The 16,375-nt window shown below is 45.8% G+C and carries 17 protein-coding genes and 1 riboswitch; all 17 genes read left to right on the forward strand.

The window, feature by feature from the left end; translation table 11 throughout:
* The first annotated feature begins 211 nt into the window (after positions 1-211).
* The 17 genes from J2T19_RS18985 to murA all read left to right on the forward strand — a co-directional run bounded on the left by J2T19_RS18985 (position 212) and on the right by murA (position 15,999).
* Positions 212-784 carry a low molecular weight protein arginine phosphatase gene (locus J2T19_RS18985; protein ID WP_307218458.1) on the forward strand — a complete coding sequence of 191 codons (573 nt, stop codon included), beginning with the start codon at positions 212-214 and terminating at the stop codon, positions 782-784.
* A gap of 234 nt (positions 785-1,018) precedes the next feature.
* A riboswitch (ZMP/ZTP riboswitch) is annotated at positions 1,019-1,100 on the forward strand.
* Between the two features lie 139 nt (positions 1,101-1,239).
* Positions 1,240-1,833: a TIGR01440 family protein gene (locus tag J2T19_RS18990; RefSeq protein ID WP_307218460.1), complete on the forward strand. Its 594-nt coding sequence runs from the start codon at positions 1,240-1,242 to the stop codon at positions 1,831-1,833.
* 217 nt (positions 1,834-2,050) lie between these two features.
* Positions 2,051-3,298, forward strand: coding sequence for a serine hydroxymethyltransferase (gene glyA, locus J2T19_RS18995; RefSeq protein ID WP_307218462.1), 1,248 nt, complete (start codon positions 2,051-2,053; stop codon positions 3,296-3,298).
* Between the two features lie 435 nt (positions 3,299-3,733).
* Positions 3,734-4,363, forward strand: a complete 630-nt coding sequence (gene upp / locus J2T19_RS19000) for a uracil phosphoribosyltransferase (RefSeq protein ID WP_307218464.1) — start codon at positions 3,734-3,736, stop codon at positions 4,361-4,363.
* Positions 4,364-4,417: 54 nt separating this feature from the next.
* Positions 4,418-5,575 (forward strand): non-hydrolyzing UDP-N-acetylglucosamine 2-epimerase, encoded by a 1,158-nt coding sequence (wecB, locus tag J2T19_RS19005; protein ID WP_307218466.1) that lies wholly within the window; start codon positions 4,418-4,420, stop codon positions 5,573-5,575.
* A gap of 187 nt (positions 5,576-5,762) precedes the next feature.
* Positions 5,763-6,017 carry an AtpZ/AtpI family protein gene (locus J2T19_RS19010; protein ID WP_145051553.1) on the forward strand — a complete coding sequence of 85 codons (255 nt, stop codon included), beginning with the start codon at positions 5,763-5,765 and terminating at the stop codon, positions 6,015-6,017.
* Positions 6,010-6,387: an ATP synthase subunit I gene (locus tag J2T19_RS19015; protein WP_145051550.1), complete on the forward strand. Its 378-nt coding sequence runs from the start codon at positions 6,010-6,012 to the stop codon at positions 6,385-6,387. Before J2T19_RS19010 ends, J2T19_RS19015 begins: the two co-directional genes overlap by 8 nt.
* 45 nt (positions 6,388-6,432) lie before the next feature.
* Positions 6,433-7,251 (forward strand): F0F1 ATP synthase subunit A, encoded by an 819-nt coding sequence (atpB, locus tag J2T19_RS19020; RefSeq protein WP_307218470.1) that lies wholly within the window; start codon positions 6,433-6,435, stop codon positions 7,249-7,251.
* A gap of 77 nt (positions 7,252-7,328) precedes the next feature.
* Positions 7,329-7,553 (forward strand): F0F1 ATP synthase subunit C, encoded by a 225-nt coding sequence (gene atpE / locus J2T19_RS19025; protein WP_017691934.1) that lies wholly within the window; start codon positions 7,329-7,331, stop codon positions 7,551-7,553.
* Positions 7,554-7,669: 116 nt separating this feature from the next.
* Positions 7,670-8,158, forward strand: coding sequence for a F0F1 ATP synthase subunit B (atpF, locus tag J2T19_RS19030; protein ID WP_145051547.1), 489 nt, complete (start codon positions 7,670-7,672; stop codon positions 8,156-8,158).
* Positions 8,155-8,703: a F0F1 ATP synthase subunit delta gene (locus J2T19_RS19035; RefSeq protein WP_145051544.1), complete on the forward strand. Its 549-nt coding sequence runs from the start codon at positions 8,155-8,157 to the stop codon at positions 8,701-8,703. Before atpF ends, J2T19_RS19035 begins: the two co-directional genes overlap by 4 nt.
* A gap of 16 nt (positions 8,704-8,719) precedes the next feature.
* Positions 8,720-10,234 carry a F0F1 ATP synthase subunit alpha gene (gene atpA / locus J2T19_RS19040; RefSeq protein WP_145051541.1) on the forward strand — a complete coding sequence of 505 codons (1,515 nt, stop codon included), beginning with the start codon at positions 8,720-8,722 and terminating at the stop codon, positions 10,232-10,234.
* A 171-nt stretch (positions 10,235-10,405) separates the two neighbouring features.
* Positions 10,406-11,278, forward strand: coding sequence for an ATP synthase F1 subunit gamma (atpG, locus tag J2T19_RS19045; RefSeq protein ID WP_307218475.1), 873 nt, complete (start codon positions 10,406-10,408; stop codon positions 11,276-11,278).
* Between the two features lie 93 nt (positions 11,279-11,371).
* Positions 11,372-12,775 carry a F0F1 ATP synthase subunit beta gene (gene atpD, locus J2T19_RS19050; RefSeq protein ID WP_095359962.1) on the forward strand — a complete coding sequence of 468 codons (1,404 nt, stop codon included), beginning with the start codon at positions 11,372-11,374 and terminating at the stop codon, positions 12,773-12,775.
* Positions 12,776-12,838: 63 nt separating this feature from the next.
* Complete coding sequence (locus J2T19_RS19055) at positions 12,839-13,243, forward strand: F0F1 ATP synthase subunit epsilon (protein ID WP_307218479.1); 405 nt, start codon at positions 12,839-12,841, stop codon at positions 13,241-13,243.
* 631 nt (positions 13,244-13,874) lie between these two features.
* Entirely contained in the window at positions 13,875-14,132 is a 258-nt protein-coding gene (locus tag J2T19_RS19060) for a DUF1146 family protein (RefSeq protein WP_145051535.1), read from the forward strand.
* Positions 14,133-14,652: 520 nt separating this feature from the next.
* A complete protein-coding gene (gene murA, locus J2T19_RS19065) occupies positions 14,653-15,999 on the forward strand; it encodes a UDP-N-acetylglucosamine 1-carboxyvinyltransferase (RefSeq protein WP_145051586.1) in 1,347 nt (448 codons plus the stop codon).
* The last annotated feature ends 376 nt before the right edge of the window (positions 16,000-16,375 follow it).

A 16,375-nucleotide genomic window follows, 5' to 3' on the forward strand; every position in this document is an offset into this window, starting at 1 on the left:
ACTAGACTGGCTGGTTCTGAGCAGACAGTTGTATATCGTTCTGGTGTGAGTATAATCGTAGGAAAGAGATTTTGAAGAAAGTCCGCTTTTGATTAATCCCTTTTTTTTGAAAACGCACTTAAAGCAACTAATGCTGTTGCAATCTTAATTCAATTTCTTAAACTATGATGTATACATTTGATAGCATATATAAAATGGGGAGGCTACCACAATGAAACATATTTTGTTTGTATGTACAGGGAATACGTGCCGCAGCCCCATGGCAGAGGGGCTTTTACGTAAGTTTGCTTCGGAACGTGGCATTCAAGTCGAGGTGCGTTCAGCGGGTGTTGCCGCCACACAGGGAATGCCGATTTCGCGTCATGCCGAAGCGGTACTGAAGGATCATCGTGTAGAAGGGCCACCACACTCCACACAACTGAGTGCAGGGCTTGTTGGTTGGGCTGATCTGATACTTACACTGACTCGCAGTCATAAGCAGCATGTGCTGCAAGTTTTCCCAGACTCCGTCCACAAAACCTATACCCTCAAAGAATACGTGGAAGATGACGAGCAAGTGATGAATGACCTGCAGGAACTAGATAGCTTGTTTGCGACATTGGAGATGAAGCGTGCACTTGGTCAAGAAATATTAGCAACAGAGCGGGAACGTGTCATTGAGATTCGACAACGAATTCCAAGCTTCGACATCTCCGATCCGTTTGGCGGCAATCGAGATGACTACAACGTGACTGCTGCTGAGATTCGAACCGCGCTTGATCGGCTTTTGGACAAGTTGGAATAAAGCAAAGTACACAGGGGTAGTTTAAACAACGTATCCATAGTGTAAATCTCGGGAGCTGAGATCGGTGTACAGTTTGAACATACGAATAAAGTGCAGCTTGGCCATCCAAGGTTGAACCTTTATATTATGAATAGACATGCCTCATGTACTTGAAATGTCATCTAAAAACAGACATGGGATGTAAATTACCCGTTGATTTTAAACGCAGGTTGTTTTATGATGAAGGGGAAAACAGGGATCCGGTGTAACTGGCGACGAAGTGGGCACAACCACAATGGAGCACCGGAACAAACGGCCGGTCGCCTGGGCAAAAGAGCAATTCTGCGATACCCGCAGACTGCTCTTTTTTTCGTCTTTCATCTGTTTATTCGCTATAATAGTACCTGAAATGCCATGTTGGAATACGAAGGGCTGACATTTGGAAGCCGGGCATGATGATATCGGGAGGCGATAGGATGACTATTGAGTTAGATTCGGAACAACCCGGATTGCAGGAACAGACCGCATCCATTTTGCGTGAACTGGCCACTGCAGGGAAACTTGGTCCAGGGCATATCGTTGTCATTGGTACGAGCACTAGTGAAGTGGCAGGTAAACGGATTGGTACGAGTGGTGCGATTGAAGTGGCACAGCAACTTCTTACGGGTATTCGTGAGGTTCAGCAGGAATTCGGTTTTGAATCCGTCTTTCAATGCTGTGAGCATTTGAATCGTGCGCTGGTAATGGAGCGTTCTGTGTTAGTCCGTCTGGGATTGACTGAAGTAGGTGCGGTACCTGTACCTACAGCGGGTGGTTCAATGGCATCTGCAGCTTATCGATCACTTACCGATCCTTGTCTGGCAGAACATGTGCAAGCACATGCAGGACTGGATATCGGAGAGACGATGATTGGTATGCATTTGCGGCATGTGGCGGTTCCTTTCCGTACATCGCTTCGGTACATCGGAGATGCCCGCGTAACGACAGCGTTGACACGTCCGAAGTTGATTGGTGGGGAACGTGCAGTGTATCGTATGGAAGAACAGCCTGATTCGACATTTTGTGACTAACGTATAAAGTGAAACAATGGGGTTACACTTCTGACTTCGATTGCATCACCATCTTTCGATCGCTGTTATCCCCAGATTTCTTTAAATCCCTTTTACAAAGGGGAAATCTGGTGATAAACGCGAACGCTCTGCTTCTCCAGATTGGTGTTGCACTCTTCGTTTACGTGTAAACATAATTTCACTTTATAACTTCACTTATATTAGGAGGAATTTAATCATGGAACAATTGCGTAAGAATGACCCGGCGGTATTGGAAGCGATGAATCTGGAGTTGAAACGTCAGCAAAACAACATTGAGTTGATTGCATCTGAGAACATTGTAAGCGAAGCGGTTATTGAAGCGCTTGGTTCCGTTCTGACGAACAAATATGCTGAAGGATATCCAGGTAAACGTTACTATGGTGGTTGTGAGCACGTAGATATCGTGGAAGATATCGCACGTGATCGCGCTAAAGAATTGTTTGGAGCAGAGCATGTTAACGTTCAACCACACTCTGGTGCACAAGCGAACATGGCCGTTTACCTTGCAGCGCTTAAGCCTGGCGATACAGTATTGGGTATGAACCTCGCACATGGTGGTCACCTTACGCATGGTAGCCCAGTAAACGCATCTGGTTTACTCTACAACTTCGTAGCATATGGCGTACAAGAAGATACATTCCTGATCGATTATGATGAAGTTCGCAAAGCAGCGTTCAAACACCGTCCTCGTATGATCGTGGCAGGGGCAAGTGCATATCCACGTACTATTGATTTCGAAAAGTTGGCTTCCATTGCAAATGATGTAGGTGCATTGTTCATGGTAGACATGGCACACATCGCTGGATTGGTTGCTGCTGGTTTGCATCCAAGCCCAGTTCCACATGCACATTTCGTAACAACGACAACACACAAAACATTGCGTGGACCACGCGGTGGTATGATCCTGTGTACCAAAGCTTGGGCTGCTGCGATTGATAAAGCGGTATTCCCTGGTTCCCAAGGTGGACCATTGATGCACGTTATTGCTTCCAAAGCGGTAGCATTGGGTGAAGCATTGCAACCATCATTCAAAGAGTACGCGCAAAATGTGGTGAAAAATGCACAGGTTCTGGCTGAAACGTTGATCTCTGAAGGCTTGAACATTGTATCCGGTGGTACAGATAACCACTTGATGTTGATCGATACACGCAGTGTCAACATCACAGGTAAAGAAGCTGAGCACGTACTTGATTCCATCGGAATTACGGTTAACAAAAATGCAATTCCATTTGACCCAACAAGCCCATTCATCACTAGTGGTATCCGTATTGGTACTCCTGCGGCAACTTCCCGTGGCATGAACGAAGAAGCTATGGTTTCCATCGGTAAGATCATTGCTAAAACACTTAAAAACCCTAAAGATACAGCAACACTTGATCAAGCTCGTGCAGAAGTTACGGCACTGACAGATCAATTCCCGCTCTACACTGACCTTAAATACTAAAAAACGTTGCTCGCGCTGTTTGTATTTGAGTGTTCCTGATTTAATGTAAACATACAGACGGAGCAAACCGAAAGAACCTGAAGAAGCGTAGCGCTCGCCTTTATCGCCATATTTCAACAATTTATTAAATGGAATGATAGAAATCTGGCGATAACAGCGATCGGAAGGTCATTCGGTTTGTGGAGCTTCATTAATGTTTACATGCTTTTGAACGATCTCAACGACATAACAGCAAGAGTCAAAAGGACCGGAAGACACCATGTTTCCGGTCCTGTTTTTGTAGTATTCGGTATTCTGTAATGATTAGGTGCCCTTTAATGGTGTAATTCGGTGTGGGTGATGATATAATATACAGGATTTATCGAGCCTATGAATGATGATTAGGCATATTTGGAAATGCTGTAACATGATGAACTTACCGGAGGGACAAATTAGATGGGAAAATTAGTAATATGTGATCACCCTTTGATCCAACACAAACTGACGTTTATACGCGACATGCGTACGAATACGAAAGATTTTCGTGAATTAGTGGATGAAGTAGCGACGTTGATGGCTTATGAAATCACAAGAGATGTTGAACTGGAGACGATTGATGTACAGACTCCTGTAGCAGCGACACAAGGTAAAGTGATTTCTGGACGTATGCTCGGACTGGTGCCAATTCTGCGTGCAGGACTTGGAATGCTGGACGGCGTTGTTAAATTGTTGCCAGCGGCAAAAGTAGGACATGTTGGTCTGTTCCGTGACCCGGAAACACTTCAACCTGTTGAATATTATACCAAGCTGCCTACGGACGTAACAGAGCGCCAATTGATCGTGATTGATCCGATGCTCGCAACGGGTGGTTCGGCAATCGCGGCAATTGACGTGCTCAAAAAACGCGGATGCTCACAGATCAAAATGATGAACCTCGTAGCCGCTCCAGAAGGCGTAAAAGCCGTGCAAGATGCTCACCCAGATGTAGATATCTATGTAGCTGCGCTTGACGATCGTCTGGATGATCATGGTTACATCGTTCCAGGACTTGGAGATGCAGGAGACCGTCTATACGGCACTAAATAAGCAATCGACATACTTGTAGAGGTTCGGAACTTATAGAAAAGGGGCTTTGCACGAATGTCTAAAAAAATTAAAGTGATGACGATCTTCGGGGTGCGTCCAGAAGCAATCAAGATGGCTCCGCTTATTTTGGAGTTGCAGAAACATCCCGAGTCTATCGAATCTATTGTTTGCGTAACTGCGCAACATCGACAGATGTTGGATCAGGTACTTGAAGTATTCGACATCCATCCGGATTATGATCTGGATGTGATGAAGGATCGTCAGACATTAAATGAAATCACGATTCGTGTCCTTGGAGGGCTGGAGCCTGTACTACGTGAAGCGAAACCAGACATTGTGCTCGTTCACGGAGATACACTGACTACATTTGTAGCCAGCTATGCTGCATTCTTGCAACAGATCCAGGTAGGGCATGTCGAGGCAGGGCTTCGGACGTGGAACAAGCTGTCTCCATATCCAGAAGAGATGAATCGTCAATTGACAGGCGTACTGGCTGATTTACACTTTGCGCCAACAGATAGGTCCTTCGATAATCTTGCCAAAGAAAATAAACCTGAGTCTAGTACGTACGTCACAGGCAACACGGTTACAGATGTGTTTCAATATACAGTACAGGAGGGCTACAAACATCCGGTACTTGAATGGGCAGAAGGCAAACGCCTTGTGCTGCTGACAGCTCATCGTCGTGAATCTCAAGGCGAGCCTCACCGTAACATTTTCCAGGCAGTCAAACGAATTGCCGATGAGTTCGAAGATATCGCCATCGTGTACCCGGTACATCCAAGTCCTGCTGTGAAGGAGCCGGCTCACGCGATTTTGGGGAATCACCCACGGATTCAACTAATTGATCCACTAGACGTAGTGGATTTGCATAATTTTTACCCGCATACACACTTGATTTTGACCGATTCAGGCGGTTTGCAGGAAGAAGCGCCTTCGTTCGGTGTGCCTGTTCTTGTTCTGCGTGACACGACAGAGCGCCCAGAAGGAATCGAAGCTGGAACGCTTGAGCTTGTAGGTACCGATGAAGAACGTGTGTATGAACGGACAAAAGCGTTGCTTACAGACGAAACGTTGTATGCAAGCATGAGTCAAGCAGCCAATCCATATGGAGATGGACATGCTTCGGAAAGAATTGTCAATGCGATTTTGCACCATTTTGGTGTAAATAGCGAACGTCCGGAACCATTTCACAGAAAGTTCAAAAAATAATTCAAATTTTCTAGCGGATTTATTAAGGGCATAGCATACAGTTAAACTGTACGGTTTACGCGGGTTTATGGGCTCTTGAGGGCCTGTTTACCTGTCGTTTTACCCTTTAAAACGCTAAAATCATTCAATTGACAAAGGCTCTCATCATTCAGTAAAATTAACTGGGATTGCAAGGGTGGCGTGGAAAATGGCCGATTCGAACAAACCAAATTCATCCCGTAACCATGACGATAATGTGTGGAAAGCAATGGGACTCGTGACAGCTTTTGGGATCGAGATTGCCATACTCGCTGTAGTCGGATATTACGCTGGCTCCTGGTTGGACAAGACCATTGGAGGTAACGGAATATGGATCGCCGTAAGCGTTCTCTTTTTTCTGGCAGCAGGCGGGGTAAGCATCTACTTTATCGCGAAAAAATTCATGGGGGAAAGTGATGAGTGAACTAACCAGATACCGCAGAATGATGACTGTTTTCATCATGTACTTTCTTATGATTTGTTTTCTCGCAGCGGCCTTCATGCCACGTGTGGAGACAATTGCTTTGGGATTGGCTCTGGGTACGGTAATTAGCTGGATCAATGCATTTTACCTAGGCTACAAAGTAAGGAAAATGTCTGATGATGCGGCAGAAGGTAACTTGAAGCGTGTGAACCTAGGATTTTTGACAAGAGCGGCGCTCGCTGTGCTCGGTATATTTTTATCGATGCGCTTTCCGCAATACTTCAATACATATGCGGTTGCAGGCGGTCTGGTTATTGCACAATTTTCCTTACTGATTATAGGGATTGTCTATTCCCGCAGAGCAGAATGATGTTAGGTGCTGCAGCTTTCAAGTCGAGAAAGGGGTGAGAAAAATATGCATGAAGCTCCAATTATTATGCTTGGCGGATTTCGACTGGATCTATCGGTTGTGCTGATGCTAGTAGTTACAGGTGCCCTTGTTTTTATTTTCGCTGTACTAGCCACACGAAGACTATCCGTTGAAAACCCCGGCAAGCTGCAAAATTTTATGGAGTGGGCAGTAGAATTCGTCCGCAATCTGATTTCCAGTACAATGGATATGAAGAAAGGTAAACATTTTATCTCTCTCGCTCTTTCCATGATTATGTTCATTTTTGTGGGAAACATGCTCGGACTTCCGTTCCAAGCAGTAACCGCAGTGGACAGTGCAGAACACGCGCAGGTGTTTGGTAAGCCGATTGTAACTGCCGTGGAAGCGTTTGAAGAAGCGCATGCCAAAGATCCTGAAGCTCATCCGCACGTCGAACTGGCTTGGTGGAAATCACCAACAGCCGACTTGTCTGTAACGATGGGACTAGCTTTGGTAGCGTTCCTAGTATCTCATGGTCTCGGATTATTCCGGAACACTAGAGGATATCTCAAGCATTACCTTCAGCCATTTGCCTTGTTCTTACCGATCAACTTGATCGAGACGGCATCGAAGCTGTTGACACACGGTATGCGTCTATTCGCGAATATCTTCGCGGGTGAGGTGCTGATCACAACGATTCTGAAGCTGACCACATTTAAAGTGTTTGGTGCCATTGCAGCGATTCCGCTATTGATGGTGTGGCAAGGTTTTAGTATCTTTATCGGCGCGATCCAAGCATTTGTATTTGTTATCCTAATGATGGTGTACATTTCACAAAGCATTGAGACGCACGAGGAACATTAAGTTTCAAGCCTTCGAAGATTTCTTCATCAGGCTGAACAATAAAAAATTCGATTTAACATTTTAAGGAGGATATACAAATGGGAGCAATGGCATTAATCGCAGCAGCAATTGTTGCAGGACTGGGCGCATTTGGCGCAGGTATTGGTAACGGTATGGTAATCAGCAAAACGGTGGAAGGTATTGCCCGTCAACCGGAAGCTAAATCCACTCTTCAAACAACTATGTTTATCGGTGTAGGTTTGATCGAGGTATTGCCGATCATCGGTGTGGTACTCGCGTTCATGTTCTACGGTATGGCTTAATTAAATTGATAAAGGTTTGGCGGGGAAGGCCACAGCCGTCCGCGCCTTCTTTTTAGGTAATGTCCGTTACTTGCGGATGAACGTTTTAAGGATACCTCCAGGAAGGAGTGAACAGATTGAGTTTCATATGGGAAAATACGCTTCTTGCGATTGTTGCATTCGCAATCTTATATTGGCTGCTTAGCCGTTATGCTTTTGGTCCATTGTTCTCCATTATGGAAAAACGTCGTGAACTCGTGCTGTCGCAGATGAATGAGGCTGCTCAGACTCGTGAACAGGCGATCGCCTATGTGGAGGAGCAAAAACAAGCTCTTGAGCAAGCACGCAAAGATGCTTACGACATCATTGAACAATCCAAACAAACGGGTGGCAAACAAGCTGAATCGATTTTGGCTGATGCCAAAGCGGAAGCTAATCGTCTGAAAGACGATGCAGTACGCGAAATCGAGAGCGAGAAGAACAAAGCAGTCGCAGCGCTTCGCAGCGAACTGGGTACCGCTTCCGTTCAGATTGCATCCAAATTGATTAAAAAAGAAGTTGAGAACGGTCCTGCACAAGAAGAGCTTGTGAACCAATACCTCAATGAGGTAGGAGGCCGACAATGAGCCGCGATACGATTGTTGCCAAACGTTATGCGAAAGCATTGTTCGAAGTGGCTCTTCAGCAACAACAGGTGCTTGAGGTTGAACAAGAGCTGCGCGCCGTTGTCAGTGCATTGACTGGTGATTCCGATATCCAGAAGTTTATCGTATCTCCTAATATCTCTGATGAAGCTAAACGGAACGTGCTTCACTCAAGTCTTGATGGCAAGGTATCCGAGTCTGTCCTTCGCACAGTCTTACTGTTGATTGAACGCGGACGCGTTGAATTGCTGGAAGATTTGCTGAATGATTATCGGAAGATTCAGGGCGAGTCGCTCGGGATCGCTGATGCGCGTGTATACTCAACTTATGCATTGAATGATGAGGAAAAAGAAGCGGTTGCTCGTGAATTCGGTGGCCGTGTGAATAAAAAGATTCGTATCGAGAATTTTGTTGATCCGACTCTGCTGGGCGGATTGAAAGTCGCCATTGGCGATACGATCTATGACGGCAGCTTGGCTGGCAAGCTCGAACGTCTTGAGCAGTCTTTTAACAGACGAGTACAGTAGATTGGGGTGAGGACACTTGAGTATCAAACCAGAAGAAATCAGTACATTAATTAAGAGCCAAATCGAACAATACAAGACCGATATCGATGTAGTCGAAGTCGGAACGGTTATCGAGGTTGGTGATGGTATTGCTCGTGTATACGGACTTGAGAACGTAATGTCCAACGAGTTGGTTGAATTCCCAAGCGGTGTTATGGGACTCGCCATGAACGTAGAAGAAAGCAACGTCGGTGTCGTTATCCTGGGACCTTACTATGATATTCGTGAAGGCGACCAAGTTAAGCGTACTGGTCAAATCATGCAAGTGCCTGTAGGCGAAGCATTGATTGGACGCGTTGTGAACCCGCTCGGTATTCCAGTGGATGGCAAAGGGCCAATCGCTACAACGGAATTCCGTCCGGTTGAAGGTAAAGCACCAGGCGTAATGGATCGTAAATCCGTTCATGAGCCAATGCAGACAGGGATCAAAGCCATTGATGCAATGGTACCTATCGGTCGTGGACAACGTGAGTTGATCATCGGTGACCGTCAAACGGGTAAAACATCCATCGCGATCGATGCCATCTTGAACCAAAAAGGTAGCGGCATGAAGTGTATCTATGTGGCTATCGGTCAGAAACAATCTACAGTTGCACAAGTTGTGGAAACTCTTCGTCGTAAAGGCGCAATGGAATACACAATCGTTGTAACTGCAGCAGCTTCTGATCCATCACCACTCTTGTACATCGCACCGTATTCCGGTTGTTCGATGGGTGAGTACTTCATGTACAAAGGCGAGCACGTTCTAGTTATCTATGATGACTTGACTAAACAAGCTTCTGCTTATCGTGAGCTTTCCTTGTTGCTTCGTCGTCCACCGGGCCGTGAGGCTTATCCGGGTGACGTCTTCTATCTGCACTCCCGTTTGCTGGAGCGTGCTGCGAAGCTGAATGATGAACTGGGTGGTGGTTCTTTAACCGCACTGCCGTTCATTGAAACACAAGCTTCCGACGTATCTGCTTACATTCCAACGAACGTAATTTCCATCACAGACGGACAGATCTTCTTGGAAGCCGACTTGTTCAATGCTGGACAACGCCCGGCGATCAACGTTGGTATCTCCGTATCCCGTGTCGGTGGTTCTGCTCAGATCAAAGCGATGAAAAAGGTTGCAGGTTCCCTGCGTCTCGACCTCGCTCAATATCGTGAGCTTCAAGCGTTCTCCCAGTTCGGTTCCGATCTGGATAAAGCGACTCAGGCTCGTCTGAATCGTGGTGCACGCATGATGGAAATCCTGAAACAAGGTGTTAACCAGCCGTTGCCTGTAGAACAACAGGTTGTCAGCTTGTACACTGCTGTTAAAGGATTCCTGGATGAGATTCCAACAGGCGATGTTACTCGTTTTGAACATGAGTTCCTTGCATTCATGGAGAGCACACATCCAGAGATTCTCGGATCCATCCGTGATACAAAAGAATTGACTTCAGACAACGAAAACGCACTGAAAGGTGCAATCGAGAAGTTCAGAAAGAGCTTCGCTGTCTCTGTCTAAATAGATGATTGCAGTCTGCGGAGTTGTTAACCGATTCCGCATGTCTGCATGTAAAACTTTGACTCTGTCAAAGTAATATAATGCTTATGATCTAGTTTTGACTTGGTCAGAACGAGTGTTGAGGCTTACGAAGTAACTTTGGCTTTGCCAAAGTTTTGAGGTGGTGAAATCATGGCAAAAGGCATGCGCGAAATTAAGCGGCAAATTAAAAGCGTACAAAGCACCAAGCAGATCACCAAAGCAATGGAGATGGTTGCAGCTGCTAAACTGCGTAAAGCGCAGGAAAAAGCTGAGGCAGCCCGTCCTTATTCGGACAAGCTGAAAGAAGTTGTAGCTAGTATTGCATCCAGTACGCAGGGGATTCAGCATCCGATGCTGGAGAGCCGTCCGGTCAAAAAGACAGCTTATCTAATCATTACATCGGATCGTGGTCTTGCAGGTGGTTATAATGCGAACGTTCTGCGTCAGGTTAACCAGACGCTCAAGGAACGCCACACCTCTCAGGATGACTACGAATTGTTCGTCATTGGACGTAAAGGACGCGACTACTTCAGACGTCGTGAAATTGCGATGGCATCCACAACTACGGATCTGTCGGATTCACCTTCATTTGCAGATATCAAATCCATTGCACACGAAGCTGTTCATGGGTTTGAACTGGCTCAATTTGATGAATTGTACATTTGTTATAACCGCTTTGTGAATGCGTTGACCCAGATTCCTACGGTAGAGAAACTTCTTCCGATGGAAACACCTGAGGTGTCTGCTGCGGAAGGACCAACAGCAAGCTACGAATACGAGCCGTCTGCTGAAGCTGTACTTGAGGTTTTGCTACCGCGTTATGCGGAGACGCTGATCTATGGTGCACTTCTGAACGGTAAGGCGAGTGAGCTAGGCGCGAAAATGACGGCAATGGGTAATGCAACCAAAAATGCATCTAAACTCATTAATGACTTGTCATTGACTTATAACCGTGCCCGTCAAGCGGCGATTACGCAGGAGATTACGGAGATTGTGGCAGGTGCCAACGCAGCACAAGGATAATCGTTTTTTATTAATGAAGGCTTGCAGAGCAAAGATAAACGAACGGACATTATTTTTGCAAAAGTAGCAGGCTTGTAGGAGGGGAACGTTAAGATGAACAAAGGACGCGTTGTGAGCATCATGGGTCCGGTTGTTGACGTCGAGTTTGATCGCGGCGGTCTGCCGGAAATCCTCAATGCCATTACGATCACTACAGTAAGTGAGAGCGGCGTAAGTGTAAGCCTTACACTCGAAGCTTCGAAACATCTGGGTGACAACCGGGTACGTTGTATCGCGATGTCCTCTACGGACGGTCTCGTTCGTGGTATGGAAGCAGTAGATACTGGAGCTCCAATCTCTGTACCAGTCGGAGAAGCGACACTGGGTCGTGTATTTAACGTACTCGGCGAAGCAATCGATACTGGTGGTACAGTAGCTGCTGAACACAAGAACCCGATTCACCGTTCAGCTCCTGCATTTGATGAACTGACTACCCAAGCAGAGATGCTGGAGACAGGAATCAAAGTTATCGACTTGCTCGCACCTTATGCGAAAGGTGGTAAAATCGGTCTCTTCGGTGGTGCCGGTGTAGGTAAAACGGTAACGATTCAAGAGCTGATCAACAACATCGCACAAGAGCACGGCGGTATCTCCGTATTTGCCGGTGTTGGTGAGCGTACACGTGAAGGTAACGACTTGTATCACGAGATGAGTGATTCCGGCGTTATCAACAAAACAGCAATGGTCTTCGGACAAATGAACGAGCCTCCAGGCGCACGTCTTCGTGTAGCCCTCACAGGTCTGACGATGGCGGAATATTTCCGTGATGAAGAAGGCCGTGACGTGTTGCTCTTTATCGATAATATCTTCCGTTTCACTCAAGCGGGTTCAGAAGTATCTGCCTTGCTTGGACGTATGCCATCCGCGGTAGGTTACCAGCCTACGCTGGCTACAGAAATGGGTCAATTGCAAGAGCGTATCACTTCTACCAAAAAAGGATCGGTTACATCCATTCAGGCGATCTATGTACCTGCGGATGACTATACTGACCCGGCTCCTGCAACAACGTTTGCTCACTTGGACGCAACAACGAACTTGGAGCGTAAAATCTCCGAGATGGGTATCTACCCTGCGGTAGATCCACTTGCATCCAGCTCACGGATCTTAGCACCAGAAGTTGTAGGTGAAGAACACTACAGCGTTGCTCAAGGCGTTAAGCGTATCTTGGCTCGTTACAACGAGCTGCAAGATATCATTGCAATCTTGGGTATGGACGAGCTCAGCGAGGAAGATAGAGCGCTCGTTTATCGTGCGCGTAAAATTCAACGTTTCTTGTCCCAACCTTTCCACGTTGCTGAAGCATTCAACGGTATTCCGGGTAAATATGTTCCGGTTAAAGAAACGGTGCGCAGCTTTAAAGAAATTCTCGAAGGCAAGCATGACGATCTTCCGGAAGCAGCATTCCTCTTCGTGGGTACAATTGAAGAGGCAGTGGAGAAAGCCAAAACACTGGTATAATCTGAATCCAGGATTGTCCTTATGAAGCGAGCTATCCTTCGGATAGTTTCAGGAGGGATGGAATTGAGCACCTTTTTGTTGGAGATTGTAACCCCTGAGCGCCTGGTCTACTCCGAACAGGTTAATAGTATCAGCGCTCGTGGTGTTGAAGGGGAACTGGGTATTTTGCCAGGGCATATCCCTATGGTCACACCTTTGCAAATCGCACCAATCTTGATCAAGAACGGAAAAGAGATGAAACAAGTTGCTGTTGGCGGCGGTTTTATCGAAGTCCGTAAAGACAAGGTGGTTGTACTTGCAGAGAGTGCCGAGTTTCCGGAGAATATCGATGTGGATCGTGCGCGTGCGGCCAAAGAGCGGGCAGAACGCCGGCTTGCTAGCCAAAGCAACCAGGATCACTTTGATCACCGTCGTGCAGAGATTGCTCTGCAAAAAGCGGTTAACCGGATTAACGTATTCGGCAAATAAACAATTCATTAAGTCTGGCGGCTTGTTCCGCCAGGCTTTTTTGACGTGTACAGGTGAGACATAAGCCGATTATATTGAGGGGAATTAGGTTTTATGTCTGTTGTCCCTTTTGAAAAGTAAGAAGGATAAATTTGAAATTTTAATAGTTTAAATTATTGAAATGACAATCACCGTTTGGGTGGGCATGAATAGGATATAGGACTAAAGTAATGACGATAATGAAGCAGTAAGAACCATTTTTGTAGACCAAAAACCAAATTATTTCCGAGGAAATGACAAGCTTGATATCAAAATAGCGCTCTTTTATGTCGTTTTAGTACCAAAATCCCGAATAATTTCATTTAGAATATTTCCGAAGTGGAAATCAATGTAATTGACAATGTATGATGAAAGAGCCTATATTCCATAGAGTCAGCATTAGACGCAGTTGCAGGGATGAAATTCATAGTCATTCATAGCCAGTTTGTTGTTACTCAGTGATTGGGCAATCGAGAATCCGCTTAGCGGCTCTCTAACCAAATAGGCTCAGTGTATGCCGTGTTAATTATTAGATTATCCTTACAAGGCTACTTCAAAGGATGACAAGCAAATTTGCGCGGGTCGCTGCAACAAATGTGGAGGTAATGAATATATGGATACTGATCTGACGAATCAGGTAAACCAGGCTCTAAGTACAAATGGTCTTGTTTCGATTATCGTCTCGCTTATGTGCATAGCAGTGTCTTGGTGGGCTCTGCAGAACCTGAAGCTTGATCTTATAATCAGACAGCCTAGAGGAGCTCAGGGAAGATTGCTACACTTATTGCTCGCTATCATTCTGGGTCATGCCGTTTCAGGTTTCGTTATTGATTACCTGTCATGGACACAAATGTTGCGTCATTTGTTTTAATCTTGAGAGGGTTGGTTAATTTTCTCTTAGGCTCTTTCAAGTAGGGTCATTGTCGAATAACATCGATTAATTGTGTTAACAATTAGAGTATGGATTGTCGACGTGCTAATTACGAAAAAAATGTGACGTGAAATTGGATGATTTTGAGATGTTTTATGTAAAAATGCTTGTATCGAACAAATCAACAATGTTATGATGGAAGTTAGGGAAATCACAAATGTTCACTATTTATAAGGCTATAAACGGGATCTCCGGTTAAATCCGGCTGAAAATTATCCCAACCGTCAGTTTTTATTCTTTGCCGATCCATATGTCTTGTTTAACAGGGCTTTATGCAGTTGATTCGGCTATGTCATCATCAAATTTTTGAACTATAAACCAATTCTTTTCTGAGCAGACATCGATGGTAGATTTTGCCATGATATGTCGGAATTCCACACACAGCAACAGTCCTTCTGCAAGAAGGGCTACACGTATTCCGGAATGAAGAAAAGGGAATAAACGCGCGGAGGGAACCATGATGAGCAAATTTATCGTCCGCGGTGGCAAAAGGTTGACCGGAAGTGTCAAAGTTAGCGGCGCTAAAAATTCTGTTCTTCCGATCATCGCTGCCTCTCTCTTAGGGGAAGAAGGACAAAGCGTTATTATTGACGCACCTCCTCTAGACGATGTGATGACGATTAACAAGGTGTTGGAATCGCTGGGAGCGGGTGTTACATACCGGGACGAAGTGATTACCGTAAATGCGGAAAAACTTACTTCCTGTGAAGCTCCATATGAGTGGGTAAGTAAAATGCGGGCGTCATTTTTGGTGATGGGACCTCTACTTACACGTATGGGTCACACGAGAATTTCGCTTCCTGGTGGATGTGCCATCGGTACACGACCTATTGATCAACATCTGAAAGGCTTCGAAGCCATGGGTGCGGAGATCAGTTTGGGTCAAGGTTATATAGAGGCACGCAGTCAAGGTCGACTACGTGGTGCTAAAATTTATCTAGATGTGGCATCTGTGGGTGCTACTCAAAATATTATGATGGCTGCAACATTGGCTGAAGGCGTGACTGTTCTGGAGAACGCCGCTAAAGAGCCAGAAATCGTGGATCTTGCTAACTTCCTGAATGGAATGGGAGCCAAAGTACGCGGTGCTGGAACTGGTGTAATTCGGATCGAGGGTGTAGAGAAGCTTTCTGGTGTTAGACACACTGTTATTCCAGACCGCGTTGAAGCAGGAACGTACATGGCTGCTGCTGCAATCTCCGGTGGTGACGTCTACATTGAAGGTGCAATCTCTGACCACTTGGGATCGGTTATTGCGAAGATGGAAGAGATGGGTGTGACGATTCAACCTGACGAGAACGGCGTTCGAGTTATCGCAGATCGTCCACTCAAGGCGGTAGATGTGAAAACATTACCATACCCTGGCTTCCCGACGGATATGCAGTCTCAGATGATGGCACTATTGCTGGCTTCCGAAGGAACTAGCGTAGTAACCGAGACGGTATTTGAGAACCGCTTCATGCATGTGGATGAATTCCAACTGATGAATGCAGAGATCAAAGTAGAAGGACGTTCTTCTATTATTACTGGTAACGCCAAGCTGAAGGGTGCTAAAGTAACAGCTACCGATTTGCGTGCGGGTGCCGCACTTATTATCGCGGGTCTTGTTGCTGAAGGTACGACAGAAGTGGGCGGTGTTCATCACATCGATCGTGGTTATGTTCATTTGGCTGAGAAGCTGAATGGCCTTGGAGCCGATATTTATCGGATTTCCGTTGAAGAGCCTAAGCTCGATGCAGCGAAAGCATCCAATGATAAAGTTGAAGAAGAAGTGCCGTTGTTCAAGGTACAACCAACTTTGGCTTAACATTGAAGTATGCATAGTTGTTCGCTGTGCTGAACTGTTGTTGTGCGTGGTCATGCGAATTACGCATGAACTGTATTTGAGAAATGAACCAACCAAGCTAAGCCCACTGGGCTTGGCTTTTTTTTGTCCTTTTTTGGAGTGGAGTGCCGTGCATGGATGATGGTATAAGTACCTGATTCTATTAATAGCTGATCCTAATCTATGTGTAGCATAACATTGAATTCTGAACTGATTTTAAGCGAGAGAGAAGAGCTGGGAGTGCTGGGAACGGAGTAGGTAAATAGGGAGCTAGGAAGTGGAACATCGCGTCAGATCAATATTTATCGGTGATGCATACGCATTTAGATGCCCAAATGAAAGAATAGAAGAGAAGTGT

It is taken from the genome of Paenibacillus tundrae (genome assembly GCF_030812775.1).
Lineage (GTDB): Bacteria > Bacillota > Bacilli > Paenibacillales > Paenibacillaceae > Paenibacillus > Paenibacillus tundrae_A.